The sequence below is a fragment of the Kordiimonas gwangyangensis DSM 19435 = JCM 12864 genome, from assembly GCF_000375545.1.
In the GTDB taxonomy this organism is placed as follows: domain Bacteria; phylum Pseudomonadota; class Alphaproteobacteria; order Sphingomonadales; family Kordiimonadaceae; genus Kordiimonas; species Kordiimonas gwangyangensis.
The window spans coordinates 78,096-104,173 of sequence record NZ_AQXF01000007.1 but is presented as its reverse complement, the minus strand read 5'-3'; the positions used below and the strand labels follow the sequence as shown (position 1 = coordinate 104,173).

At 58.2% G+C, this 26,078-nt stretch carries 22 protein-coding genes; 16 read left to right on the top strand and 6 right to left on the bottom strand.

What is annotated here, in order from left to right; all coding sequences use genetic code 11:
* Positions 1 to 146 precede the first annotated feature (146 nt).
* A complete protein-coding gene (locus tag B150_RS0118260) occupies positions 147 to 1,694 on the top strand; it encodes a hypothetical protein (protein ID WP_155860136.1) in 1,548 nt (515 codons plus the stop codon).
* Positions 1,695 to 1,751: 57 nt separating this feature from the next.
* On the opposite strand, the gene B150_RS0118255 is transcribed toward B150_RS0118260, so the two are convergent.
* Entirely contained in the window at positions 1,752 to 2,855 is a 1,104-nt protein-coding gene (locus B150_RS0118255) for a DUF6607 family protein (RefSeq protein ID WP_020401397.1), read from the bottom strand.
* Positions 2,856 to 3,024: 169 nt separating this feature from the next.
* Here B150_RS0118255 and B150_RS0118250 point away from each other — a divergent pair, with 169 nt between their 5' ends.
* Complete coding sequence (locus tag B150_RS0118250) at positions 3,025 to 5,097, top strand: TonB-dependent hemoglobin/transferrin/lactoferrin family receptor (protein WP_026168477.1); 2,073 nt, start codon at positions 3,025 to 3,027, stop codon at positions 5,095 to 5,097.
* Positions 5,098 to 5,125: 28 nt separating this feature from the next.
* Entirely contained in the window at positions 5,126 to 5,659 is a 534-nt protein-coding gene (locus B150_RS0118245; RefSeq protein ID WP_020401395.1) for a cytochrome b, read from the top strand.
* A gap of 31 nt (positions 5,660 to 5,690) precedes the next feature.
* Here the strand turns inward: B150_RS0118245 and ftsY are convergent, their stop codons facing one another.
* Genes ftsY through dapF form a run of 3 tightly spaced genes read right to left on the bottom strand, consistent with a single transcriptional unit; the run spans position 5,691 to position 8,953 of the window.
* Positions 5,691 to 6,821 carry a signal recognition particle-docking protein FtsY gene (ftsY, locus tag B150_RS0118240; protein ID WP_020401394.1) on the bottom strand — a complete coding sequence of 377 codons (1,131 nt, stop codon included), beginning with the start codon at positions 6,819 to 6,821 and terminating at the stop codon, positions 5,691 to 5,693.
* An 18-nt stretch (positions 6,822 to 6,839) separates the two neighbouring features.
* Positions 6,840 to 8,135: a tRNA (N(6)-L-threonylcarbamoyladenosine(37)-C(2))-methylthiotransferase MtaB gene (gene mtaB / locus B150_RS0118235; protein ID WP_020401393.1), complete on the bottom strand. Its 1,296-nt coding sequence runs from the start codon at positions 8,133 to 8,135 to the stop codon at positions 6,840 to 6,842.
* The gene (gene dapF, locus B150_RS0118230; RefSeq protein ID WP_026168476.1) at positions 8,132 to 8,953 is read right to left on the bottom strand and encodes a diaminopimelate epimerase; all 822 of its coding nucleotides are present in this window, start codon (positions 8,951 to 8,953) and stop codon (positions 8,132 to 8,134) included. The genes mtaB and dapF overlap by 4 nt, the downstream gene beginning before the upstream one ends.
* 133 nt (positions 8,954 to 9,086) lie before the next feature.
* On the opposite strand from dapF, the gene B150_RS0118225 reads away from it, so the two are divergent.
* On the top strand, positions 9,087 to 10,052 hold the full coding sequence (locus B150_RS0118225) for a hypothetical protein (protein ID WP_020401391.1): 966 nt from the start codon (positions 9,087 to 9,089) through the stop codon (positions 10,050 to 10,052).
* Positions 10,043 to 11,005, top strand: coding sequence for a hypothetical protein (locus B150_RS0118220; protein ID WP_020401390.1), 963 nt, complete (start codon positions 10,043 to 10,045; stop codon positions 11,003 to 11,005). The genes B150_RS0118225 and B150_RS0118220 overlap by 10 nt, the downstream gene beginning before the upstream one ends.
* On the opposite strand, the gene B150_RS0118215 is transcribed toward B150_RS0118220, so the two are convergent.
* On the bottom strand, positions 10,992 to 12,476 hold the full coding sequence (locus B150_RS0118215) for an SLC13 family permease (RefSeq protein ID WP_020401389.1): 1,485 nt from the start codon (positions 12,474 to 12,476) through the stop codon (positions 10,992 to 10,994). The genes B150_RS0118220 and B150_RS0118215 overlap by 14 nt on opposite strands.
* 178 nt (positions 12,477 to 12,654) lie before the next feature.
* Here B150_RS0118215 and B150_RS0118210 point away from each other — a divergent pair, with 178 nt between their 5' ends.
* The 11 genes from B150_RS0118210 (at position 12,655) to B150_RS0118160 (ending at position 24,742) form a co-directional block, all read left to right on the top strand.
* Positions 12,655 to 14,466, top strand: coding sequence for a DUF885 domain-containing protein (locus B150_RS0118210; protein WP_020401388.1), 1,812 nt, complete (start codon positions 12,655 to 12,657; stop codon positions 14,464 to 14,466).
* A 174-nt stretch (positions 14,467 to 14,640) separates the two neighbouring features.
* Positions 14,641 to 16,434: an ATP-binding protein gene (locus B150_RS22760; RefSeq protein ID WP_020401387.1), complete on the top strand. Its 1,794-nt coding sequence runs from the start codon at positions 14,641 to 14,643 to the stop codon at positions 16,432 to 16,434.
* A gap of 211 nt (positions 16,435 to 16,645) precedes the next feature.
* The gene (gene ffh, locus B150_RS0118200) at positions 16,646 to 18,031 is read left to right on the top strand and encodes a signal recognition particle protein (RefSeq protein ID WP_020401386.1); all 1,386 of its coding nucleotides are present in this window, start codon (positions 16,646 to 16,648) and stop codon (positions 18,029 to 18,031) included.
* A gap of 93 nt (positions 18,032 to 18,124) precedes the next feature.
* Entirely contained in the window at positions 18,125 to 18,538 is a 414-nt protein-coding gene (gene rpsP, locus B150_RS23655) for a 30S ribosomal protein S16 (RefSeq protein ID WP_020401385.1), read from the top strand.
* A gap of 55 nt (positions 18,539 to 18,593) precedes the next feature.
* On the top strand, positions 18,594 to 19,187 hold the full coding sequence (rimM, locus tag B150_RS21840) for a ribosome maturation factor RimM (RefSeq protein ID WP_020401384.1): 594 nt from the start codon (positions 18,594 to 18,596) through the stop codon (positions 19,185 to 19,187).
* Complete coding sequence (gene trmD / locus B150_RS0118185) at positions 19,187 to 19,906, top strand: tRNA (guanosine(37)-N1)-methyltransferase TrmD (RefSeq protein ID WP_020401383.1); 720 nt, start codon at positions 19,187 to 19,189, stop codon at positions 19,904 to 19,906. Before rimM ends, trmD begins: the two co-directional genes overlap by 1 nt.
* 4 nt (positions 19,907 to 19,910) lie before the next feature.
* Positions 19,911 to 20,291: a 50S ribosomal protein L19 gene (rplS, locus tag B150_RS0118180; protein WP_020401382.1), complete on the top strand. Its 381-nt coding sequence runs from the start codon at positions 19,911 to 19,913 to the stop codon at positions 20,289 to 20,291.
* 196 nt (positions 20,292 to 20,487) lie between these two features.
* Positions 20,488 to 21,888, top strand: coding sequence for a 3-isopropylmalate dehydratase large subunit (leuC, locus tag B150_RS0118175; RefSeq protein WP_020401381.1), 1,401 nt, complete (start codon positions 20,488 to 20,490; stop codon positions 21,886 to 21,888).
* Positions 21,889 to 21,904: 16 nt separating this feature from the next.
* Positions 21,905 to 22,507 (top strand): 3-isopropylmalate dehydratase small subunit, encoded by a 603-nt coding sequence (leuD, locus tag B150_RS0118170; RefSeq protein WP_020401380.1) that lies wholly within the window; start codon positions 21,905 to 21,907, stop codon positions 22,505 to 22,507.
* 30 nt (positions 22,508 to 22,537) lie between these two features.
* Positions 22,538 to 23,629, top strand: a complete 1,092-nt coding sequence (leuB, locus tag B150_RS0118165) for a 3-isopropylmalate dehydrogenase (RefSeq protein ID WP_020401379.1) — start codon at positions 22,538 to 22,540, stop codon at positions 23,627 to 23,629.
* A gap of 93 nt (positions 23,630 to 23,722) precedes the next feature.
* The gene (locus tag B150_RS0118160; protein WP_020401378.1) at positions 23,723 to 24,742 is read left to right on the top strand and encodes an aspartate-semialdehyde dehydrogenase; all 1,020 of its coding nucleotides are present in this window, start codon (positions 23,723 to 23,725) and stop codon (positions 24,740 to 24,742) included.
* A 35-nt stretch (positions 24,743 to 24,777) separates the two neighbouring features.
* Here the strand turns inward: B150_RS0118160 and B150_RS0118155 are convergent, their stop codons facing one another.
* Positions 24,778 to 26,028 (bottom strand): sensor histidine kinase, encoded by a 1,251-nt coding sequence (locus tag B150_RS0118155; RefSeq protein ID WP_020401377.1) that lies wholly within the window; start codon positions 26,026 to 26,028, stop codon positions 24,778 to 24,780.
* Positions 26,029 to 26,078 lie beyond the last annotated feature (50 nt).

Sequence of the window (26,078 nt, the reverse complement as noted above, 5' to 3'; positions counted from 1 at the left end):
AGCACAGGTGCGAGTTTTATGTCAAAACCATTATAGGTAAACATTATTATATTAATGATTGTATTTATTCTCCTTATACTGTGTGCTTGTGATGCGAAGCGCAAGGCTTCAATGCCGAGGGCGGCATCAGGGGAAAGGATACGGAAATGAGCAAGAATTTATCATGGCGTAGAGTACGTACCGACGTTGCAGGGGTTGGAATTGTGTTGCTTGTCGCGGCTTGCGGTATGGGTGCAGAGAACGGCAGCGTTGAGGCATCGGGGCCGAGCGAATGCACAGCAGATGTTTATGGCCGCACAGCGGATGGCAGCAGCATGTGGGTGGCGGCAAACCAGGGGGTGACGGGTGACGCGCTCGACAGCAACTGCATGCTGAACCAGTATGCGATGAACAACTTCATGTATCTGGTGGGCGACGATGGCAGCGGTCACCCGCGCTTCATGGGCTATACCGCATGGTATGACCTGTTCCCCGCCACCGGTTCGCCGGTGCAGGCGACAGGCTACAATAGCTTGAACGGCACCCAGCTCAACAAGTCGGACAACCAGGAGGAAGCCGGGGACGGCTTTGAACTGCTGGATGTGGGCGGTGTGATGACCAGCTATGACATCCGCGTCAATGGCGCTTTCTTCGACTATGTGAACACAAACGGCCTCTACACCAAAACCGCGCTCAAGGCACAGGAGACGGCCTTCCAGGCCAACAGCAAGACCGGTGGCATCTGGCTGCCGTCCGGCAATGGCAGCACGAGCGAGGGTGCGATCGAGATCAAGACCGCCTGGCGCAACTACGGTAGCACAGCCGGTACCTGCCCGAGCGACATCATGCACTGCGAAACGGATGAGAATGGCACCGAATGGGGCCTTGTCGGTTTCCATCTGGTGCAGAAGTCCGTCGACCAGACAGCCTTCGTGTGGTCCACGTTTGAGCATGTCGGCAACGCGCCGGACTGCCTCAGCCGCAACAGCAACCCGATCGCGCAGAACCCGGTCGACCCGACCACAAGCGGTAGCACCATCAATGTGAACAAGAATATCACCGCGCTCAAGGATGTGACGGGCTGGAGCTATTTCGATTATGAGCGTTACCTCAAGGACGTGAAGGCAAGCGGCATCCTGATGGACAACAACTGCTCTTATCCCACAAAAACCACCGAGGGCGACCCGCTTTGCCTGACCTCGCCGGTGGACGGCAGCGGCTGGCAGCAGGTGAATGTGTGCCGCGTGCAGGCGCTGCCGGTGACAGACGCGTGCAAAAACTCGATGACCGACCCGACGAACCTATCAACCATCGCGTGCCTCAATCAGAGTGTGCAGCAGAACTTCCCGTCCACGCTCGCTTCCAAATGGAAATATTACGAGCTTGTCGGCATGGAGTGGATGTTCGACGGCGCCACCGGCGACGGCGCGATGACCACCGGCTGTTTCACCTATGATGAGGCGAATGGCGCCGACGCATGTCCCAACTACCCGCACCAAGGTGGCGGCGAGCTTGGCATTCCGAACTATGGCCGTGACGGCTCGACCCAGATGGCGAACACCACGATGGAAACCTGGATACAGGCTGACATGTTCCTTGAATATGCGCCGGGCAAGACTGTCTCTGCCGCGGACTGTTTCGCCTGCCACCAGCCGCAGACGACATCATATCAGGGCGACATGTCCCACCTCTTTGGCCGTATCCAGCAGGATTAGGCTTTGGGGTTACAAAAGCAAAAGGGGAGCCCGGTGGCTCCCCTTTTTTTGTCTGGCTTATCGGCTTGAGTAGGCTTCGCCTTCTTCCGCGGTTTCACCCTGTTTCAGGCGTTCGGCCACGGAAGCGGGGCTTGTGGTGATATAGGATTTCAGCACCGCGATGGCTTCGTCTGCCGCCTCAGCGCTCGTTTTTTTGCCGTCTTCCACATCGGTCGCGATACCGAGGATCTGCATGTAAAGCTCCTGCGGTTCACCCTGGATGGTGAGGCCAAAGCTGGCGTTACTCGCAAAAATGCGGTCCCACTCGGCACGGATTTCCTGCCAGAAGTCCTTGGTCTTGGCCCAGTACTGGCTGCCGATCTCGGTCTTGAAGCCGTCGAATTTCTCGTAGGTGTTCACGCCGATCTCGTGCACCAGCAGCTCCGGGTGTTTGCCACCAAGCACCAGCTTGGCATTGTCCTGCTCATGCACCCAGCCGTTTGGCGTGATGGCGTGGCGGTTGACGGCGGCGATGGCGTGATAGTCATCCCGCTTGGTGGCGTCACGGCGCGGCAGCGGCCGCCAGCTTTTGGGCGAGGTCCAGACGGCGGTGCCGTTCGAGTGGTCCCACGCGGCCACGGCGGCATAACGCGGTGCATCATCCACCTGATAGACGGTTTGTGCCCATTTGCCTGCGCGCTCCGCCGCGCTTACCGGCTTTTTCACCCATGTGTTGGCGCCGATGAAATCCATGATCTCAGTAGGTTCAAACTGCCAGTCCTGCCGCCAGTGTTTGATCGGCATAAAGGGCATCTTCTCGCCGTCGCCGACCACAAGGATATGCTGCAGGCTGATAAACGTGCCTGTGTCTTCAATCACCCGCACCATCTCATGCGCGCCAGTGATATAACGCTCTTTCGGCTGGTAGCCTTGCCGGAAGGCCACAGTCTCCTGGAAGTCGAACTTCACCTTATAGTCGCCCGCCATCGCGAGGATGGCCTTACGGTCAGCTTCGAACTTCTCTGCCGTGATGGCAGGCACCGCGTCTACTTTCGCGGCAACAGCCGGTGCAGCAGTTTGACCCGTGGTGTTGCAGGCTACCAGCAGCAGGGCAGCGGACAGCGCCGCGCCAACCTTGAAGCAGGTCTTTCCAAATTTGAATCTGTTCGTCATCGGTTTCATGGTCTTCCCCAAAACTCGTTTCTCGCACATTTATAATAATGATTCTTACTTGCAATATGCAACTGTGTTGCTTATGAGAGCTGATAACGATTCTAAGAATCATTTGCAACTAATAAAAATGAGCCGAAACGCGGCATCCAGGGAAAACGCCATGATTGGGAATATTGAAATGTTTAAAGTGTCACCGCGCGCCGCCTTGCTGGCGGGTGTCTCCATGTTTGTCACCTTGCCGGCAGCGGCCGAAGCCCCCGCCGACATTACCGAGATCACGGTCAGCGCCACCAAGAACCCGGTGGAGGCTTTCTCCGTGCCCGCATCGGTCAGCGTTGTCTCCCGCGATGAGATGGACGACCTTGTGGCCTCAAGCATCGCTGATGTGTTCGCCTCTGTGCCCGGCCTCATCTTTGATGGCGGCCCACGCCGCAACGGCCAGACGCCCGCGATCCGCGGTATGGCGGGGGAAGGTGTTGTTGTGCTCTATGATGGTGTGCGCCAAAGCTTCCTCTCCGGCCACGACGGGCGTTTCTTCATCGAGCCTGACCTCTTGAAGTCAGCCGAAGTGGTGCGCGGCGGCGGCTCCTCGCTCTACGGTTCCGGCGCTGTGGGAGGTGTCATCTCGCTCAATACAGTTGATGCTTCTGACCTGCTGCTTGAAGGCGGTACTGCAGGCTACCGGCTCTCGGGCGGCTATCAGGGGGTGAACGATGAATGGCTCTATGGTGCCACGGTCTTTGGCGTGAGCGGTGACGGCAAGTTTGACGGCATCGCCAGCCTCTCTTTCCGCAATTCAGGCGACATCGCGCTTGGCAACGACACCAGCCTGCAGGCGGATGACAGCATTGCCTCCGGCATTGTCAAGGGTAGCTACCAACTCACCGAAAGCCTGAAGCTGACCGGCAGCTGGCTCGGTTACCGCAACGACGCGGTGGAGCCCAACAACGGCCTGGGCAATAACACCGGCGACCTGATGGACAAGAATATCGTCAGCGATACTTTCCGCGCCGGGCTCGACTTCAACCCCGCGAGCAGCCTGATCGACTTCCACATGGTCGGCTACCTCAACAAGGCAAACGTGAAGGAAAGCGACCTCGATACGACCCGCGTCATCAACCGCGATGTGGAGACCGTTGGCCTCAGCTTCGATAACCGCAGCCGGTTTGCTCTCGGCCAAAACACCAGCTTCACCCTGACCTATGGCGGTGAATATTACCGCGACGAGCAGAAGGGTACCGACAGCGCGACCGCTGACGGTACCCGCGGCGGCGTGCCTGACGCGACCGCCAAGACACTCGGTCTTTTCATCCAGGGTGAGTTTGTGGCCGATACCGCGCTCGGTGAGTTCATCCTGATCCCCGGCGTGCGCTACGACAATTTCAAGAACAGCGCGGTCGGTGAAGCGGTCGAGACGGAAGAGGGCAAAACCTCGCCCAAGTTTGCCATGACCTGGCGCCCGGTTGATCAGTTCATGATTTTCGGCAGCTATAACGAGGCCTTCCGCGCGCCTTCCTATAGCGAGATTTTTGCCGACGACCTGCACTTCTCGATCCCGCTCGGGCCGGGTGTGGAAGCGCCCAACTTCTTCATCCCCAACCCTGACCTCAGGCCTGAACGCTCCAAAACCTGGGAGTTTGGTGCGGGCGTCGACTTCACCGATGTGCTGACGGGCGGGGACCGGCTCACAGTCAAGGGTGCCTATTTCAGCACCGAGGCGACCGACCTCATCGATCTCGAAGTGAACTTCGAGTTTTCCCTGCCGTGTTTTGTGCCAGGCATGCCGGGTGATTGCAATGCCGGTACCAGCCGCAATATCAATACCGCGAGCGCGGACATTGACGGCTTCGAGCTTGAAGGCATGTATGACAGCGAATGGTTCCGCCTCATGGCCTCGTATAGTTCTGTAGACGGCAAGGACGCAGCGACGGGTGACTATGTCGGTATCCTGTCGCCGGACCGGCTTTATATGTCGGGCGAGGTGAAGCTGGCGAGCATGGACAGCCGCATTGGCGCGCGGCTCAATGTCGCCAGCCGGTTCGACAAGGTGAACGACGCGGCGGATGAGCGCCCGGGCTATGAGACACTGGACCTGTTCCTCGTGTGGCAACCTGACACAGCGCTCAAAGGCTTGCGCGTCGACCTCGGGGTCGACAATGTGTTTGATACGGAAGTGCAAACTGTGTTCGCAGGTGTCGTTGACCCGGGCCGCAACATGAAAGCACGCATCAGCTGGACGGGTTCTTTCTAGGGCCCGCGAGCGATCAGAGGGAGGCAGGATGATGAAGAATACAAAACTGGCGTATGGCACACCCGCCAAGGTGCTGCACTGGCTGCTGGCGCTGCTGCTCATCGGGCAGTCGGTCGTCGGGCTTTATTTTGCCGATATGCCGCGCGGTGATGACAAAACCGAGCTTCTTCGCCTGCATGCTTCCTTCGGGCTTCTCATCCTCGCCTTCATGCTCATCCGCCTTGGTGTGCGGGCCTCGGGCGAGCGGGTCGAGCCGGTCGAAGGCACACCGGCCATGCTAAAGAAAGTGGCGCACGGCGCGCATCTCGCGCTCTATGCGCTCACCTTCATCGTCATCGGCGCGGGTATCTTCACGCTGCTGACCGTGGGCTGGAATGTGGATTTCTTCGGCATGACCGTCATCCCCACATGGTTCGAGCGTGACATGGACCTGCATCACCTGTTTGAGGAAATCCACGTCTACGGCTGGTATGTGCTCACCGCCCTCGTAGGGCTGCATCTGGTAGGCGTGGTCTACCACACGCTTATCCTCAAGGATGGAACCTTGAAGCGCATGGTGTGAATGAAAAGCCCCGGGAGACCGGGGCTTTTTGTTATTCCTCCTTGCCCACAAGCGCGCGGGCGAACTCTCGGGCGCTGAAGGGCTGAAGGTCCTCGATCGCTTCACCGACACCGATGGCATGCACCGGTAGGCCGAATTTTTCGGCACAGGCCACCAGCACGCCGCCGCGGGCGGAGCCGTCGAGCTTGGTCATAACAATGCCCGAAATATTGGCGAGCTTCTGGAACACTTCCACCTGATGCACCGCGTTCTGGCCGGTGGTGGCGTCCAGCACGATGACAGTATCATGCGGCGCGCCGTCAACTTTCTTGCCAATCACGCGCACGACCTTCGCGAGTTCCGCCATCAGCTCATCACGGTTCTGCAGGCGGCCTGCGGAGTCAATCAGCAGCACGTCCACGCCTTCTTTTTGTGCGCGGTCAACTGCTTCGAACGCGAGGGCGGCGGCGTCTGAGCCGATTTCCTTCGTGACAACCGGCACACCGTTCCGGTCACCCCATACCTGAAGCTGCTCCACGGCTGCTGCGCGGAAGGTATCGCCCGCGGCCAGCATGACAGACTTGCCGTCATCCTTGAATTTTTTGGCGAGCTTGCCGATCGTTGTGGTTTTACCCGCACCGTTCACACCGGCCATCAGGATGATGTGCGGCTTGTTGGCCGCATTCACCACCAGCGGCTTGGCGACAGGGTCAAGAATGGCTTCAATCTCGGCCGCCAGAATATCACGCACTTCTTCGCCAGAGATTTCCTTATCGTAGCGGCCTTTGGCCAGCGCGGTCGTCAGCTTTGAGGCCACGTTCACGCCGAGGTCGGCGGTGATCAGCAGGTCCTCAAGTTCCTCCAGCGTGTCGTCATCCAGTTTGGCCTGGGTGAAGATGCCGGTGATGCCGCCCGACAGTGCGCTGGTGGACTTTTTCAGCCCTTCGCGCAGGCGCTGGAACCAGCTTTTTTTCTCCGGCTGTGGGTCTGGAACAGGCTCAGGCGCAGGAGTTGGCTCTGGCGTCGGCTCTGGCGTCGGCTTAGGTGTTACCTCAACCTCTGGCTCGGCAACTTGTGCAGGCGCTTCGTCTGCTGGCGCAACAACGTCTTCAGCAGGCGTTTCTACCGCGTCTTGCTTCTTGCCGCGCAGGCGCTGGAACCAGCCTTTTTTCTCTTCAGCCATAAATATCCCTGAAACTGCCTAGTCTAGTTTGATGCCTGTCATGGCGTTCTCATCGCGCGCGGTCAAGCGTACGGGTACGATCTGGCCGGGCTCCACGTCCGCCGCTTGCACAACGACGGGGATAAACTGTTCGCTGTGGCCCATGGTGTCACCGTCGTGGCCCACGCGTTCAATCAGCACGTTCGCGGTCTTGCCTTCGCTTGACTTGAAAAGCGCGGCCACGCGTTTGTCGCCCGCGGCACGAAGCTCTGCCGCGCGTTCTTTGCGCACGGCCTTCGGTACCTTATTCGGGATTTTCGCGGCGGGTGTGCCCTCGCGCTCCGAATAGGGGAAGACGTGCAGCCAGGTCAGGTCGCATTCCTCGACGAGCTTGATGCTGTTCTGGAACATCTCATCGGTTTCGGTGGGGAAGCCGGTGATGATATCAGCGCCGAACACAATCTCGGGCCGGGCGGCGCGCACGCGGCTCGTGAATTCAATCGCATCTCCGCGCAAGTGGCGGCGTTTCATGCGTTTGAGGATCATGTCATCGCCCGCCTGCAGGCTCAGGTGCAGGTGCGGCATCACGCGCGCATCATGGATGATGGCATCATAAAGCGGCTCGTCCACCTCGATACTGTCGATCGAGGAGATGCGCAGGCGCGGCAAGTCCGGCACCAGCTTGAGGATTTTCTGTACCAGTTGCCCAAGCGTCGGCGTGCCCGGCAGATCCTCACCAAAGCTTGTGATGTCAACGCCCGTCAGCACCACCTCGTTGAAGCCCTGGCCGACGAGGCGTTTGATCTGCTCCACCACTTCGCCCATGGCGACGGAGCGGCTGTTGCCGCGGCCATAGGGGATGATGCAGAAGGTGCAGCGGTGGTTGCAGCCGTTCTGGATTTGCACAAAGGCGCGGGCGCGTTCGCCGAAGCCGTCGATCAGATGCCCGGCGGTTTCCTTGACAGAGAAAATGTCATTCACCTGCACCCGCGGCGCGTTCGAAAGGTCAAGCCCGGCGCGGCCGAGGCCGACGAAGCTTTTGGCCTCCAGCTTTTCCTGGTTGCCGAGCACGGTGGCGACTTCCGGCATTTTGGAGAATTGCAGCGGGTCGATTTGGGCCGCACAGCCGGTGACGATAATCGGCGTGTCGGGCCGTTCGCGTTTCATGCGGCGGATGGATTGCCGCGCTTGACGCGTCGCTTCCGCCGTTACCGCGCAGGTGTTGACGATGATTACATCCTCAAGGCCCGCTTCCTCGGCATGGCGGCGCATCACCTCACTCTCATAGGTGTTGAGGCGGCAGCCGAAGGTCACGATTTCGGGTTTTGCACTCACAGCACAATTTCCCCAGTGTAAGCGAGGGTCGCGGCACCAGTCATCTGCACCGTGCCGTCCTCAAGCCATTCAATTTCAAGTGGGCCACCATCCAGCATCACGGTCGCCTTGCGGCCGGTGAGGCCACGGCGTGCGGCGGCGACAAGCCCCGCGCATGCGCCGGTGCCGCAAGCATCGGTGATACCAACACCGCGTTCCCACACGCGCTGGCGGATAATACCATCTTTCACATGCGCGACGGAAACATTCACACGCTCGGGGAACAGGACGTCATGTTCGATTTTTGGGCCGAGGGTTTTGAGGTCAATCGCTTCGGCGTCATCCACAAAAAACACCGCGTGCGGGTTGCCCATATTGACCCCAACCGGGTTCAAGAGGCCGTCCAGTTCAAAAGCAATGTTGGCGGTGTCCTGCACTTCCGCGAGTGGGATTTCACTCCAAGCCAATCGGGCTGGCCCCATGTTGACACTGATGCCAGTGTCGGCGCGGGTGGCACCGAGGAGGCCGGCGTCAGTACGGATTGTGACCGCTTCTTTGCCAGTTTCATCCAGCATCAGCCGGCCCACGCAGCGAGTGGCATTACCGCACGCACCCACACGGCTGCCGTCCGCATTGCGGATTTCCATAAAGATATCAGCGTCTTGGCAACCACGCATCACGATCAGCTGGTCGCAGCCCACGCCGCGCTTGCGGTCGGCGATATGGCGCACAGCATCGTCGGATAGCGTCAGGTCATGTTCCCGCGCGTCAAAAATGACGAAGTCATTGCCCAAGCCTTCCATCTTGCGGAAGCGGTATGTATTTCCACTCGTGCTCATGCGGCTGCTTATATGGTGAGGAAGGGGCCAGAGTCTATCCCATAGTGGCGTGAAACCGCAGTTTCCGAGGCAAAATCAGACAAGATTTTCTCGCCTCTCGACAAATCCGGTCCTTAGTGGGATTAAATGGCGCATGAAAAAGCTGATTGTCCATATGGGTGCGCACCGCTGTGCCTCCTCCGCCACACAGGCATTCCTGCGCAGAAACTGTGCGGAAAATGTGCGGGATGTGCGCATTGTTTTGCGCAGTGATTTGCTGGCGCGCACAGACGGCTTTGCCATGACTGGCTTTTACCGGAATCGGCCCTGGCACCCTGCCTATTGGCGAGATATGGCATCGACACGCGCCGCGATCAAAGCGTGTCCGCAGGATATGATTGTCGTCAGCGAAGAAAACCTGATGGGGCTGATGCCCGGCCATGAAGGGGCGGGGTTTTATCCCGGCTTCGCCAACCTCTGCCGTGCGCTTGCCAAGCTGCGATCAGTCGCGGAGGTGTTGCCGCGCCTTGTGGTGCGGCGGCAGGACAGGCTGCTGGAATCCATCTACGGTTTTCGCGTAGCCTTTGGGCTGCGGCAGGATTTTGCCGACTATATCCGCCCGTTTCTGGGGCAGGACCTGAGCTGGTACAAGATGGCGCAGGCGCTTGATGCCGCGGGGCTTGCGGGCCAGTCGCGCATCGATGTTCTGGAGGCCTGGCCGCGCGAGGGGACGACTGAACACCTGATGGATTTTCTCTGCGTGCCAAATCTGCAGCTCGGTGGCGGCGGGCTGCGAATGGGGAACAGCCGCTTCAGTGAAGAAGCGCTCGAGTTGATGCTGGCGATGAACCGCACGGGTACAGGCGTCGATGTCGATTGGCGGCGGAAGGTACTGTTCCCGGCGCTTCGGCAAGGCGCTGCGCCGACCGTTCAGTTTGTCGCTGATCTGCTTGAACTGCAGGAAGATCAGACTGCGGTGCTGAAAGCCGCCCTTCAGATACCCGCGCGTTTTTCACTGACGAATGAAGAACGTGCCGCTATTCTTGCTGCGTGCGAGGCTGGTAACAAAGCCTTCCTCAAGCACACCATTGTTGGGGCCAGTGGGGATATATGGGATTAAGCGAACAGACAGCTTCAGGGGAACCACGCCGCCACAGGGTCATACTGCATTGCGGCGCGCCCAAGACCGGCTCCACCAGCCTGCAGAATTATTTTGCTGATAATGCGGACCGCTTGAAAGCGGACGGTGTGGTCTATCCGCCGCGCTTCTTCCGTCGCTCACTCGTCGACCCACTACATGAAAGTTTCACGCGCCTGCGCGCTGGCAAACGGCCGGAAGATACCGTGATGGTTGAGGCTCGCGCCCGGCTAGACGGCTTGTTCGCGGATGAGGGCGTGCACACGGTGTTGATCTCAAACGAGTCAATCCTTGGTGAGCCATATAGCGCTGCCCAGCGTGGCTTTTTTCCCGAACATGGTGCTGCGATCAAACAGCTCGTCCGTCTGTTCGAAGGCTATGACGTGACGGTGGTGTATTTCATTCGCGATTTCGAAGGCTTTCTGCCGTCATACTATGTCCAGTATGTCCGTATGGGAGGCTACCTGAGTTTTGAGCGTTTCTGCGCCCATGTGGGTGGTGACAGCATTTCCTGGCAGCCGGTTGTCAAAGCGCTCAAGAAGGCGTTTGGTGAGCAGAATGTTTCCTGTTGGGAGGCGGCTGCGATGCGGCAGGCGCCGGTACGCATTGTGGACGAAGCCTTTGGTCGGCTGTTGCCTTCGCTGCCTGAATTTGACCCCACGCACTATAACCGAAACCAGTCGGTCGGAAAGGGTGTGCTGGCCTTCTACCGAGGCATGAATCGCCTGCTGGACAATGCTTTGACCAAACGGCGGCGCCGCAAGGTGCGCCCGATCATGCGGCAATATCTTTTTGAGCCACTTGCCTACCTCTCACGCGTGTTCAGCCGGGGCGGAAAGCCGGAGCCGGTCGATGCGCCACCCGCCAAGCAAGTACTTCGCTGGCGGCAGCAATATAGCGAAGACCGTAAAGCCCTCGGCTTTAGCCAAAAATAAGCGGCAGCAGCAGGAAGCAGATTGTTGTCACCGCGAAGGTGCCGAGGATATTGAGCCATAGCCCCGCGCGGACCATATCAGGCACGTGCAGGTGGCCGGTGGCGAACACCACGGCGTTTGGTCCTGTGGCGACCGGCAGCATGAATGCACAGCTGGCCGCCATGGCGGTGGGCGCGGCGAGCATGATGGGGTCGATGTTCGCGGTGGTGGCGAGCGCGCCGAGAACCGGCACAAGTGCAGCTGTGGTTGCGGTGTTGCTGGTGAGCTCAGTGAGGAAAATCACAAGGCCTACAATCGCGAGCATGATGAGATAAAGATGCGCTGTTGCAAGCCCGCTCATGCCTTCGCCGGCCCAAATGGCAAGGCCCGTTGCTTTGATGGCTGCCGCAAGGCTGAGGCCACCGCCGAACAAGAGGATCACGCCCCATGGTAGCGCAACCGCGCTTTCCCATGTCAACAGCGCCTGGCCTTTTTCGCCAGAGCCCGAAGGCACAAGGAACATCACAAGGCCTGCGCCCACGGCAATATGCATATCAGACAGGTTGGCGATGAAAGGCAGTAAGTCGGTCAGCGGCGCAAATTCCACCAGCCATTGGCGGAAGGACCACAACAGTGCCATGATGCCCATGATGATGGCAACACGCCGTTCCGGCGTTGTGATGGGGCCCATCTCCGCAAGCTCCGCCTGCACAACGTCCTGCCCGCCGCGTACCATGTCTGCCTTGAACGGGAAGCAGATTTTGGTGAGCACAAGCCACGCCAGCGGCACCATTGTGAATACCACCGGAATGGCGAAAGCCATCCACTCAAGGAACTGGATGTCACGCCCGGTTTCTTGCAGGATGAAGCCCTTCACGAACAGATTGGGCGGTGTGCCGATATAGGTGCCAAGCCCGCCAATGGAGGCAGCCCAAGCGCAACCGATAAGAAGTGCGATGGTGAATTTGTGACCGCTGGCCTTCTCTCGCAAAATGGTATCTGCCACTGTAATGGCGATGGGCACGATCATCAGCGTGGTGGCGGTGTTTGAAATCCACATGGAGAGGAGCGCGCTTGCGGCCATGAAGCCCGCGATGAGAGCGGCAGGGTGGTCGCCCACACGCGCCAGAATATTGAGCGCGATACGACGGTGAAGTTGCCAGCGCTGCATGCCCATGGCAGCAATGAAGCCACCGAGCAGCAGAAAGATCACCGGTTCCGCATAGGGCCAGGACGCTTCCTTGGATGACGTGATATCGAGCACAGGCAACAGTACAAGGGGGATCAGGCTGGTGGCGGGGACGGGGATGGCCTCGGTCGCCCACCAGCTGGCCATCAGGGCCGCAACTGCGACCGTTTTCCATGCTGCGTCTGACATACCTTCAGGTGTGCTGGTGAACAGCACGGCGAAAAACAGGATCGGCCCCAGTATCAAACCGATGGTCTGGTAAAGTGCGCGTCCGCCATTTGAGTCTGCCGTGATGCCTGCCATGCAGTGTCTCCCCCGATACAAAACTGTTCTGTTCCCCAACAGATATTGCCTTGGATAGCGAAGGAAAGGGCCCCTGTGAAGGGAAACTTGGGGGTGGTGCAACTTGCAGCACAACAATTCCTTGTGTGCATCAGCCGCTTTTGTATGCTGCCAAACAAAGATCAAAGGGAGGATCTCAATGTCCATCAGAAGAATAGTCGGGCTGGCGTTTTTGCTGCTCGTCATCGTAGGCGGGGTGTGGCTCGCCAAGCTCATTTGGGGCAAACCATTCAACTTCGACCATTTCCAGACCCGCGTTGTCGTGGTCGAAGGTCTCAAGAGCCCGGAAGCGCTGTCAAGCATTCGTATGCTGGAGCCGTATGGCATCACATCACATAACGGCGAGCTGGATGACCTGTCGCTCAAGGCTGACGAGGAAGAGCTGGCCCGCCTCAAGGAAAACTATGAGACATTGATGTCCTACGCGGACGAGGACCTGACGGAAGAGCAGCGTTTCAACAAACGCCTGATGGCCTACCCGATGGAACAGGAAATCAAGAACGAGCGTTTCCGCTACTATGATTATCCGCTCACGCAGCTTTACGGTTGGCACAATAATATCTCGAGCTTCATGACCGGTACGCACTCGGTGACCGACCTTGAGGAAGCTGAATATTATGTGGCGCGCCTGAACAAGATCCGCACCCAGTATGAGCAATATATGGAGCAGCTGAAAAAGCGGGAAGAAATGGGCATCATCCCGCCGAAATTTGTGCTGCAGAAGGTTGAGAACCAACTGCGTCCGTTCATCACCGACGACCCGAAGGACAACGCACTTTATGCCGCGTTCAAGGCCAAGCTTGATGACCTTGAAGGTGTATCGGACGAGGATAAAACCCGCCTTCTCAACGAGACCGAAACCGCGATCCGCGATGTGGTGTTCCCGGTGTGGGCCGAGCTTCTCGACTATACCATCCAGATCAAGAATATCGCGACGGATGAAGCAGGCGTGTGGAAGCTGCCGGACGGCGACGCTTACTATCAGACCCAGATTGAACGGCACACCACGACCAAGATGACGGCGGATGAAATCCACCAGTTGGGCTTGTCGGAAGTGGCGCGTATTCAGGGTGAAATGCTCGCGCTCTTTGAAGCGGAAGGCTATGATACCAGCATCCCGTTTGCCGAGCTTATCAACAACTTCACCGCGGAAGACCGCCACTATTACCCGGATACCGATGAGGGCCGCGCCCAGATCATCGAGGATTACACCGCGCTCATTCGTGAGATTGAGGCTGGTGTATCGGGCATGTTCAACCGCACGCCCAAGGCACCGGTTGAAGTGAAGCGTGTGCCTGTGTTTATTGAGCAGGGTGCGCCGGGCGGTTACTATGAGCAGCCGGCGCTTGACGGTTCGCGTCCGGGCCGCTTCTACGCCAACCTCTATGACATCAAGGGCACGCCAAAGTTTGGTATGCGCGCGCTGACATACCATGAGGCGGTGCCGGGCCACCACTACCAGATTGCGCTGCAGCTTGAGCAGGAAGACCTGCCGCTGTTCCGTAAATTCTCTGGCTACGGTGCCTATGTGGAAGGTTGGGCGCTTTATGCCGAGCGCGTGGCGATGGAAATGGGCTTCCAGAAAACCAATGCCGACAAGATTGGTGCGCTGCAGTCCGAACTGTTCCGTGCTGTACGCCTAGTGGTTGACACCGGCATGCACTCCAAACACTGGACCCGCGAGGAAGCCATCAAATACATGGCTGACAATACGGGCATGGCCATGACCGACGTTGTGACCGAAATTGAACGTTACATCGTTTGGCCGGGTCAGGCGTGTGGCTACAAGATCGGCCAGCTCACCATCCTGCGCCTTCGTGACAAAGCTCGTGAAGCCCTTGGCGACAAGTTCGACATCCGCGAATTCCACGATGTTGTGCTGATGGTCGGCTCGGTGCCGCTCACTATCCTTGAAGAGCAGGTTGACGCCTATATTGCGCGCAAATCCTGATCGGATCGAGGAACGAGTATGAGTTGAGGGCGGCTTTGGTCGCCCTTTTCTTTTGCCAAGCGCAGAATTCCGGCTGACCGCGAGTGAATTTTCTTTTAGGTTGTTTTCAAACCTTGGCAGAGAGGCAGGTGCGTTCTGGAAAAGGCGCTGAAAGATGCAGGGAATGACGGCAGCGTGCCAGAGAGCGCCGCAGCACGGCTGGTGCGTGAAGCGCTGGACAGGGCCTATCTGCAGCAGCTGCCGCTTATCACCTTTGTTATCGGCCTCTATTACACATTCCTGACCGCAGCCCACTCACTGTTTCTACCGCCTGACATATTGCCATACTTGATAGGCCTTGCGGGCACAGCAGCGGTTATCAGCTTCGCCACCTATGGCCTTGTTAAAATGGGGAGGGTGAGTGTCTCAGCCTCCCATTTGGCGTTTGTGCCGACCGGGCTTTTGGGTGTGGCCAATGTGTATGGCCATGTGCTGCTTTCGGGCGATATCAAGCAAATGACCAATGGGGTTCTGTCCCTGCTGGTGTTTGGTTTTGTGACCCTCAGCCCACGCGTGTTTTTCCCGCTGACAGCGCTTTCTGTCGCACTATATGTGTACTGCCTGATGAGTATCGGCGGGGCGGACGTGCCGCATTACGGCTTCCTTCTGGTGCCCGGGCTCATGCTTGGGGTGCTGTGTTTTGCGCAGCGCTACCGTATGCTCACCCGACTTGAGGGCCTGCACCTGAATGACCGGGTGAAAAACGCGCAACTTGAAGCCATGAACCAATCTGTGCTTGCCCAGATGGAAGAGGTGGAACGCGCGGCAGAAGACGCCAGGCGCGCCAATGAGGCCAAGGGCATATTCCTCGCCAACACCACACACGAGCTGCGCACACCGCTGACGGGTGTGCTGAGCACCATGAATATCCTTGAACACACCAAGCTGGACGCTGAACAAAAGGAACTGGTGAGCGCGGCGCAGGTGAGCGCCAAAACACTGCTGACCCTCATCAATGATATCCTTGATCTCGCCAAGCTGGATGAAGGCAAACTGGTCCTCAAACCGCAAGCCTTTGATGTGGAGGAGCTGGTTCGGCACATCAGCGGACTGCTGCAGCCTTCGGCGGAAGAGAAGGGGCTTTCGCTCAATTGTGAGTTTGTCGGTGGCCTGCCGCCGCGCCTCGTGGGTGATGCAGTGCGTATTGGCCAGATACTCCTCAATCTTGTCGGGAACGCGATTAAGTTCACTGACGCGGGGCGCATTGACATCTCCGTCACTTCAGAGGCGCGCGACAGCAGCCTTTTCCATCTGACTTTGTCCGTTGAAGACACCGGTGTCGGCTTTAGCAAGCAAGAGGGCGCGAAACTGTTTGGTCGGTTCGAGCAGGTGGACGGCACCTCCCGCCGCAAGCAGGGCGGTACCGGCCTTGGCCTCGCCATCTGCCGAGAACTGGCCGCATTGATGGATGGAACCCTGACCGCAGACAGCAAACCCGGCGTGGGTTCCCGCTTCACATTCGCGGTGACCTTGCCGAAAGCGGAGGGGCGTTATGATCCCACGCCCAAGGCCGCAGACCATAGCGCCGAGATGTCGGCGCTCAAGTTGCGGGTGCTGCTGGCGGAGGATAACAAGATCAACCAGATGCTGATCGAAAAGCTCCTGAGCCGCTATGGTTGGGCCATCACCATCGTCAGCAACGGCGATGACGCGGTGCGGGAAACCCTGACCGGCGCTTACGACCTCGTGCTGATGGACGTGCGCATGCCAGTGAAAGACGGTGTCACCGCTGTACAGGAAGTGCGTAGTACAGACAGTGTGGTTCGCACCACGCCAATCATTGCACTGACCGCCAACACCATGGCGGAGGATATCGAAAGCTATATGGAAGCGGGCATGGACAAGGTTGTAGGCAAGCCCATCGATATCGCTGAACTGGAAACCGCGGTGCTTGACCTCTTTGCCGAGCGTCTCCCCGCGCAGGATTAGGCGCATACGGCTGTTTTGCTTGACTCTTAGGCACACTCGCCATACATAAGCCTCGCTTTCCCATGGGAATGACAGACATAGCCCGCGTCTCCAACGGTTCGCCCTGAGATGCCCACCAGTCAGCGAGTTTCGCCCACTGGTGCCATTATTGTTTGATCAAGCCTTTGGAAAGGCGTGAGAATTTTGAACAAGACACAAGGCGATTTTGCTTATGTTTGACAGCTTGTCCGATCGGCTCAGTGGTATCCTCGATGGTTTGAAGCGCCGTGGCGCGCTCAAGGAATCGGATGTCACCGAAGCGCTCCGCGAAGTGCGGGTTGCGCTCCTCGAAGCCGATGTGGCGCTGCCTGTCGTCAAGGACTTCGTCGCCAAGGTCAAGGAAAAGGCTGTCGGGCATCAGGTTCTGAAGTCCGTCACGCCGGGTCAGCAGGTTATCAAGATCGTCAATGACGAACTGGTCGCCATGCTCGGGTCCGAGGCGTCCGGCATAAACACCGTTGGTGTGCCACCGGTTGTGGTGCTGATGGTGGGTCTGCAGGGTTCGGGTAAAACCACCTCGACCGCCAAGATCGCCAAGCGCCTCAATGAGAAAGAGCGCAAGAAGGTCCTGATGGCGTCGCTCGACGTACGCCGTCCGGCCGCGCAAGAGCAGCTCAAGATCCTCGGTGAGCAGATTGGCGTGAAAACGCTGCCGATCATCCCGGGGCAGATGCCGGTGGATATCGCACGCCGTGCGATGGAGGCTGCGAAGCTTCAGGGCTATGACGTGGTCATGCTCGATACCGCGGGCCGCCTGCACGTTGACCAGGCGCTGATGGCCGAGGTTGTGGCTGTCCGCAATGCGACGATGCCGACCGAGACGCTCTTGGTGGCAGATAGCCTCACCGGTCAGGACGCGGTCAACGTCGCGAAAGAATTTGATGCACAGGTCGGGATTACCGGCGTTGTGCTCACCCGTATGGATGGTGATGGCCGTGGTGGTGCCGCGCTTTCCATGCGTGCCGTCACCGGCAAGCCGATCAAGCTTGCGGGTACGGGCGAAAAAATGGATGCGCTTGAGGACTTCCATCCCGAGCGTGTTGCCGGTCGTATCCTTGGCATGGGTGACGTTGTCAGCCTTGTTGAGAAAGCGGCCGAGACGATTGAGAAAGAAGACGCTGAAAAGATGGCCAAGAAAATGGCCAAAGGCGAATTCGACCTCGACGATCTCCGCACCCAGCTTCAGCAAATGGCGAAGATGGGCGGCATGAAAGGTGTGCTTGGCATGCTGCCGGGCCTTGGCAAACTCAAGGGTGCCATGAACCAGCCGGGGATCGATGACAAGGTTTTCAAACGTCAGGAAGCCATCATCTCGTCGATGACTGCAGTGGAACGCAAGAAGCCGCAGCTCATTAACGCGTCGCGCAAGAAGCGTATCGCAGCTGGTTCGGGTACATCCGTGCCGGACGTGAACAAGCTTCTGAAAATGCACATGCAGATGGCCAAGATGATGAAAAAAATGTCCCAGATGGGCAAGAAGGGCCGCATGCCTGGACTGCCGGGTATGGGCGGAATGCCAGGCGGCCTGCCGCCGGGCTTCGATAAGTTGTTCTCTTGAGTAGGTAGCCAGCCTCTCTCGGGATTTTTGGTAAACTTGAGAATACGTCCGGCAACGCCCGTGTAGGCACCGGACATCTGAAAGGAAAGTAAAATGGCTGTTGCAATTCGTCTCGCTCGTGGTGGTGCTAAGAAGCGTCCTTACTACCGTATCGTTGTTGCTGACACGCGCGCTCGTCGTGACGGTCAGTTCATCGAAAAAGTAGGCACCTACAACCCGATGCTCGCCAAGGATGACGAAAACCGCGTTCGTCTCGTTGAAGACCGTGTAAAGCATTGGATCGGCCAGGGCGCGAAGCCGTCTGACCGCGTTGCTCGCTTCCTCGAAGCTGCTGGCATGCTCGAAGCAAAAACCCGCAACAACCCGAACAAGGGTAAGCCGGGCCAGAAAGCTCTCGACCTGATCGAAGAGAAAAAAGCAAAAGCTGAAGCTGCTGCTGCCGCTGCTGCCGAAGCTGCTGCTGCACCGGCTGAAGAAGCTGCTGAAGAAGAAGCTGCTGCTGAGTAAGCAGCACTCAAGTTTGTGCCCGGGTTTGCTCGGGCACACTTCAGGGTGACAGAAAATGGCTGACAGGTCTTCAGAAGAACGCCGCCATCGCGGTGTGGAAGATGGTTGGATTTGCGTGGGCGCTCTTGCGGGCGCCCATGGCGTTCGTGGTGACGTGCGCCTGAAGTCCTTCACTGAAGACCCGGAAGCTATTTTTGCGTTTGCCGCCCTGCATAAGGGGCCAAACGGCCCGACCGTGTCCCTCAAACGGTTGCGTGAAGACAAGGAAGGTTTTATCGCCCGCATGGACGGTGTGAAAAACCGCGAAGATGCGCAGGCGCTCAAGGGCACCAAGCTTTATGTCCCCCGCGATATCTTTGCAGATGAAGACGACGAGGACGAGTTTTACCTCGCAGACCTCATTGGCCTTGATGCAAGGAATGAAGCGGGCGAAAGCCTCGGTTTTGTGCGCGCGGTGGAGAATTTTGGCGCGGAGGACCTTCTTGAGGTCGTGCTGAACGCGCCGTTGCCCGGCCTTGGTCGGTTCGCGTTCATTCCGTTCCGTAAGGTGTTTGTACCGGTGGTGAATGTGCGTGAAGGCTTTGTTTCCATTGCGTTTGATACCTGGGTTGAAACGCAAGTCAGCGAGCGTGACGAGGAGGCGGACTAGTGGACCCGCTTTTCACCGCGCAGGTACTGACCCTGTTCCCGGATATGTTCCCCGGCAGCCTTGGAACCTCGCTCGCCGGAAAGGGGCTTGAGGACGGCCGCTGGGCACTGAAAACACTGGACATTCGCGATTTTTCGAGCGATAAGCACCGCTCCGTTGACGATACTCCTGCAGGCGGTGGCCCGGGGATGGTGCTTCGGGCCGACATTCTAGGCAAGGCGATTGACGCCGCGCGCGAGAGTGCGAAGCCGGAATGGCCACTTGTTTATATGAGCCCGCGTGGCAAGCGCTTTGACCAAGCCGAGGCTCACAGGTGGCAGGATGCAGGGGGGGTGACCATCCTCTGTGGCCGGTTCGAAGGGGTTGACGAACGTGTGCTTGAAGCACGCGGCGTGGAAGAGATTAGCGTGGGTGACTTTGTGCTCTCAGGTGGTGAGCCGGCAGCCCTCGTAATGCTTGATGCGGTTGTGCGCCTACTGCCCGGTATCATGGGTGCGGCTGCCACGCTCGACGAAGAGAGTTTTGAGAGTGGACTCCTAGAGTACCCTCAATACACCAGGCCTCAGGTCTGGGAAGGTCGGGAAATCCCCGACGTGCTCACAAGTGGGCATCACGGTCGCATCGCCCAGTGGCGACGCGAAAAAGCAGAAGAGTTGACTCGTATACGCCGGCCGGATCTCTGGTCGACCTATGTGCGGGGAAAAGAAAAAAAGGTATAGACCGATGAATATCATTCAAAAGCTCGAGCAAGAGAAAATTGCTGCTCTGACCGAAGGTAAAACCATTCCTGAGTTCGGCGCAGGCGACACGCTTCGTGTTGACGTGAAAGTTGTTGAGGGTGAGCGCGAGCGTATCCAGGCTTTCGAAGGCGTTTGCATCGCACGCGCTAACAAAGGCATCAGCTCCAACTTCACCGTTCGCAAGATCTCCTATGGTGAAGGTGTTGAGCGTGTGTTCCCGCTCTTCGGCCCGACCGTAGACAGCATCACCGTTGTTCGCCGTGGTAAAGTACGTCGCGCCAAGCTGTACTACCTCCGTGGCCGTCGCGGTAAATCTGCTCGTATCGTCGAAAAGCGCGATTTCCGCAAAAACGACGCGAAATAATATTACACCCTTCGGCAAGAAGCTTTTTATTTCTTGCGTAATGCCGAGGGTAACTATAAAGAACGGGGACAGGTCAAAAGGCCTGTCCCCGTTTTTCTGTTTTGGCAGACCAAAAACCATGCCCATGTTCGGGCATGACGCAGAAAAACACCCTCAAGCGCATGGGCGCATTTGGAAATGACGAGCGGAGCATAAAATGCCGAAGACGATGTACGATAAGATATGGGAAGGTCATGTTGTCGAACAAAGAAGCGACAATGTAGCCCTACTATATATCGACCGTCATCTCGTGCATGAAGTGACTTCCCCGCAGGCATTTGAAGGTCTGCGCGTCTCTGGCCGCACCATCCGCCGTCCCGATAGCATCATCGCCGTGCCGGACCACAACGTGCCGACAAAAGATCGCCACAAGCCGAACCCGGACCCGATGTCCACGGCGCAACTCGCGGCGCTTGAAGCGAACGCGAAAGAGTTCGACCTCGACTATATCCCGATGGACGATGTGCGGCAGGGTATCGTGCATGTGGTCGGGCCAGAACTTGGTTTTACCCAGCCGGGCGTTACCCTTGTGTGCGGTGACAGCCATACCTCGACCCACGGTGCCTTTGGTGCGCTCGCGTTTGGTATCGGCACGTCTGAGGTTGAACATGTGCTCGCGACCCAAACCCTGGTGCTCAAAAAATCAAAGAATATGCGTGTGACGGTGACAGGCGAACTACCTGTCGGTTGTTCCGCGAAAGACGTGGCGCTTGCCATCATCGGCCGTATCGGTACCGCGGGCGGCACCGGCCATGTGATTGAATACGCAGGCCCCGTGATTGAGGCGCTGTCGATGGAAGGGCGCATGACGCTCTGTAATATGTCCATCGAGGCAGGCGCGCGTGCGGGTCTTGTGGCACCTGATGAGAAAACCTTCGAATACCTCAAGGGTCGCCCTTATGCGCCGAAGGCCGGTCAGTGGGATGCCGCGGTTTCCTATTGGGCGTCATTGCGTTCGGACGAGGGCGCCAAGTTCGACCGCGAAGTGCTGATCGACGGTAGTGAGATCGTGCCGCTTGTGACTTGGGGCACGAGCCCTGAGGACGTGGCGCCGGTCACGGGCACAATCCCGCTCGTAGAAAGTTTCAAGGACCGCGCGAAGCAGGAAGGTGTCGTGAAGGCACTTGAATATATGGGTCTCGCGGAAGGCACGCCGATCACCGACATCAAGGTCGACCGTGTGTTTGTCGGCTCCTGCACCAACAGCCGGATTGAGGACCTGCGCGAAGCTGCGGCTGTCATCAAAGGCCGTAAGGTAGCGGGCCATATCATTGAAGCCATGATCGTGCCGGGTTCTGGCCTCGTGAAAGAGCAGGCGGAGGCCGAGGGCCTCGACAAGATTTTCACCGAAGCAGGGTTCGAGTGGCGCGAGCCGGGCTGCTCCATGTGCCTTGCCATGAACCCTGACAAGGCTGGCCCGGGTGAGCATGTGGCCTCCACCAGCAACCGCAACTTCGTCAGCCGTCAGGGACCGGGTGCACGCACGCACCTCGTGAGCCCGGCGATGGCGGCGGCCGCGGCGATTGCCGGTCACTTTGTTGACGTGCGCGACTTTTAAGGCGAGGAGATAGACAATGGAAAAATTCACCAAAATCAGCTCGATCGCCACACCGTTCCCGCGCGTGAACGTAGACACGGATATCATCATCCCGGCGAAACACTTGAAGTCGATCAAACGCACAGGCTTCGGCCAGTTCGCGTTTGAAAGTGTGCGCTTTGACGCGGACGGCAACCGCATTGAAGGCAACGTGTTTGACGGCGAGCGCTACAAGGGTGCACAAATTCTCATCGCGGGTGACAACTTCGGTTGCGGCTCCAGCCGGGAGCATGCGCCGTGGGCTATCGCCGACATGGGCTACCGCTGCATCATCGCACCAACCTTCGCGGACATCTTTGCCGGCAACTGCGTGAAGAACGGCATCCTTACCGTTGAACTACCGCAGGACGCGGTTGACGCCCTTGTGCTTGCCGCCGAGGGTGGGCAGGTGATCAATGTGGACCTTGAAGAGCAGGTGGTGGTGTGCGGCAACGCGCGCTATGAGTTCGACTATAACTCGGAACAGAAGGAAATGCTGATGCAGGGCCTTGACGAGATTGGCCAGACCCTCACCGCCAAAGCGGCCATCAGCAACTTCGAGGCGCGCCAGCAGCGCATGACGCCTTGGCTTTACCGCTAATCACCACGACGACAGATCAGGGAAGAAATCATGAGCACTTATAATATCATGCTGTTGCCGGGTGACGGCATTGGCCCCGAGATCACGGCAGAAGTTTGCCGCGTGATGGACTGGGTTGCGAACGCTTACGGCGTGACCTTCAATACAGACGAAGGTCTGATCGGCGGCTGCGCCTATGACGCCGAGGGCACCCCGCTCTCTGACGAGACGCTGGCGAAGGCGAAAGCGTCGGACGCCATCCTGCTCGCTTGTGTGGGTGGCCCGAAGTGGGACGGTAAAACCGCCTATGACAAGCGCCCGGAAGCTGGTTTGTTGCGCCTCCGTAAAGACCTTGATCTGTTTGCGAACCTGCGCCCTGCCATGTGCTTCGATGCACTCGCGGATGCCTCAAGCCTGAAGCGCGAGTTGGTCGCGGGCCTTGATATCCTCTTTGTGCGCGAGCTTGCGGGCGGTGTGTATTTCGGCGAACCGCGCGGCATTGAAGACCTGCCGGGCGGCGGCCGTGTGGGCATCAACACCCAGCGCTACACCGACGCCGAGATCATCCGCATCGCGCGTGTGGCGTTCGAGATGGCGCGCAAGCGCGGCGGGCGTGTGCATAGCGCCGAGAAGGCGAATGTAATGGAAGCAGGACTGTTGTGGCGCGAGGAAGTAACCAAGCTGCACGCGGCAGAATACAATGACGTGAAGCTTGAACATATCCTTGCCGACAACTGTGCAATGCAACTGGTAAAGGCACCCAAACAGTTCGACGTTATTTTGACCGACAACCTGTTTGGCGACATTTTGTCTGACGCGGCGGCCATGTTGACTGGCTCACTTGGCATGCTGCCCTCCGCTTCACTTGGCGATGGCGGTCCTGGCCTATATGAACCTGTGCATGGTTCTGCGCCGGATATTGCGGGGCAGGGTATTGCGAACCCGCTAGCGGCGATCCTGTCGTTCGCGATGGCGCTCCGCTACTCCCTCAGCATGGGTGAGGCGGCGGACAAGGTTGAGGCGGCTGTATCGGCGGCGCTGAATGAAGTGCGCACCGGTGACATCTGGGCCGAAGGCTTCGAGAAGGTCGGTACATCCGGCATGGGTGACGCCGTGCTCAAGCAGCTTGCAAAAGCGCAGTAAATCTAACGTTTGAGATCATCTAATAGAGTTTGACCAAGGTACGGGCTGCCCCTAAAGGGTAGGCTCGAAAATGTAACCCCGCAGGAGATTAAGATGGGTTTTCGTGTCGCTGTTGTTGGTGCGACCGGTAATGTCGGTCGTGAAATGCTGAACATCCTCGCTGAGCGGGACTTTCCCGCGACAGAGGTGATTGCCATTGCGTCGCGAAAATCGATTGGCCAGAAGGTGGGCTACGGCGAGAAAGAACTGAGCGTTGTCGCTCTCGACACCTATGACTTCAAAGGTGTTGATATTGCACTGTTTGCGGCTGGCTCCGGTGTGTCGAAGGAATTTGGCCCGAAGGCTGCTAATGCGGGCGCCATGGTGATCGATAACTCGTCCTTCTTCCGTATGGACCCGGATGTGCCACTGGTGGTGCCGGAAGTGAACCCGCATCACCTGCTGAAAATCAAAAAGAACATCATCGCGAACCCGAACTGCTCCACGGCGCAGATGCTGGTGGCCCTGAAGCCGCTGCACGACGCTGCGGTGATCAAGCGCGTGGTGGTCTCGACCTACCAGTCGGTCTCCGGCGCAGGCAACGAGGCGATGGATGAGCTTTTCACCCAGACGCGCGCGATTTTCGTGAACGACCCGATTGTGAAAGAGAAATTCTCCAAGCAGATTGCCTTCAACGTGATCCCGCACATTGATGTGTTCATGGATGACGGTTCGACGAAAGAAGAGTGGAAGATGGTGGCCGAGACGCACAAGATGCTCGACCCCAACATCCAACTGACCGCCACTTGCGTTCGTGTGCCGGTATTTGTTGGCCACTCCGAGGCGATCAACATCGAGTTCAAGAAAGAGATCACCGAGAAGCAGGCGCGTGAAATCCTGCGCGAAGCACCGGGCTGCCTTGTGGTCGACAAGCGCGAAGACGGCGGCTATATCACGCCGGTTGAATGTGTGGGCGATTTCGCCACCTTCATCTCCCGTATCCGTAAGGACCCGACCGTGAAGAACGGCCTCAATATCTGGGTGGTGTCGGATAACCTGCGTAAAGGCGCTGCGCTCAATGCTGTGCAGATTGCAGAATCGCTGCTTAATCAGGGTATCCTGAAAGCAAGCTGATCAGGCTTGGCGCGGTAAGATTTTGGAAGGCGGCTTCAGATGAAGTCGCCTTCTTCATTTAAGACAAGCTTGGGTGGGAAAGTGAGATGCGCGCGCGTGCCCTGGCCTTTGGTGCTGTCGATCACCAGCTTGGCACCCTGTCGTTCCATCAACAGCATGGTGATGGGTAGCCCAAGGCCAGCGCCTTCCTGATGCATGTCATAGGCATGCGTGAAGGTACCGAGGGGCTCGCAGGCTTCTTCAATCTCCGCGTCGGTCATGCCAACGCCGGTGTCGCTAACGCTCAGTCGCGCGCTGCCATCGCGCTCAATCGAAACTGCGATCTCGATGCTGCCTTTGCTGGTGTATTTCACCGCGTTGGTCAGCAGGTTCATCAGCGCTTTTTTGGTGTGTCCCGCGTCCCCTTCCACCATGACAGAGTCAGTGCTGGTGGTGCCCTTGACCGTCAGGTTCTTGGTCGCGGCTTGTTGTTCAATCAGCCGTCTGCCGGTACGGGCGATGTCCACAAGGTCGAACTTCTCACGCTTGGCGGTTTCGTCTGAAATCTCCAGCATGGCGAGCGACATGATATCGCCGATGAGGGTGAGCAGGCTGTCGCCAGATGTGCAAATCTGGTTCGCATAATTGCGCAGCGTTTTCTGGTCTATCTCGCCGTCGCGGATAAGGGCGGCATAACCAACCATGGCGCTGATGGGTGTGCGCAGTTCGTGGCTGATATTAGCCATGAACATGGACTTGGAATAGTTGAGCAGCAGAGCCTGGCTGATGGTTTCCTTGAGTTTGGCTTCTGCAAAATAATGCAGGAACTCGGCTCCCGCCCGCTCCCGGTGTTCAGCCAAGGCAGTGCCAGCATCTATATCTTCGCCGAAACCCTCTTTGCTGAGCAGTATGATGGCGCCAGCGTGCGGCATGTCAGTACCCGCCGCGAAGCGGAGCGTCGCAATCGCGTCAATCTCATTCTTGTCAAGGTAGGTATCGCCGCGCACGCGGTCCCGCGCGCCGGACGGAATGCTCATCTGTTCGCTGCCAATCAGCGCATTGATGAAGGCTGGACCTAGCGGTAAGGGCCCAGTGGGCAGCGGCTCACCGGCGCTATTGCCCGCCAACAGTTTGGCGCGCCTGCCGTCGGTGGTGTCAAGAAGCGCTACCAGCGCCATGTCGGCGCCCGTCTGAGCGCAAAGTGTACCCACGAGCGCCCTGAAATAGTCCAGGCCCACAAGCGCAGGTTTGCCAGTCTCGGTAGTATCCGCGAATGGCTTTATCCTTGGCTCTAACGGGACGGACATACTCTCTCCTCACAAGCGGACATTATGCAGGCAGGCGGATATCACCCGTG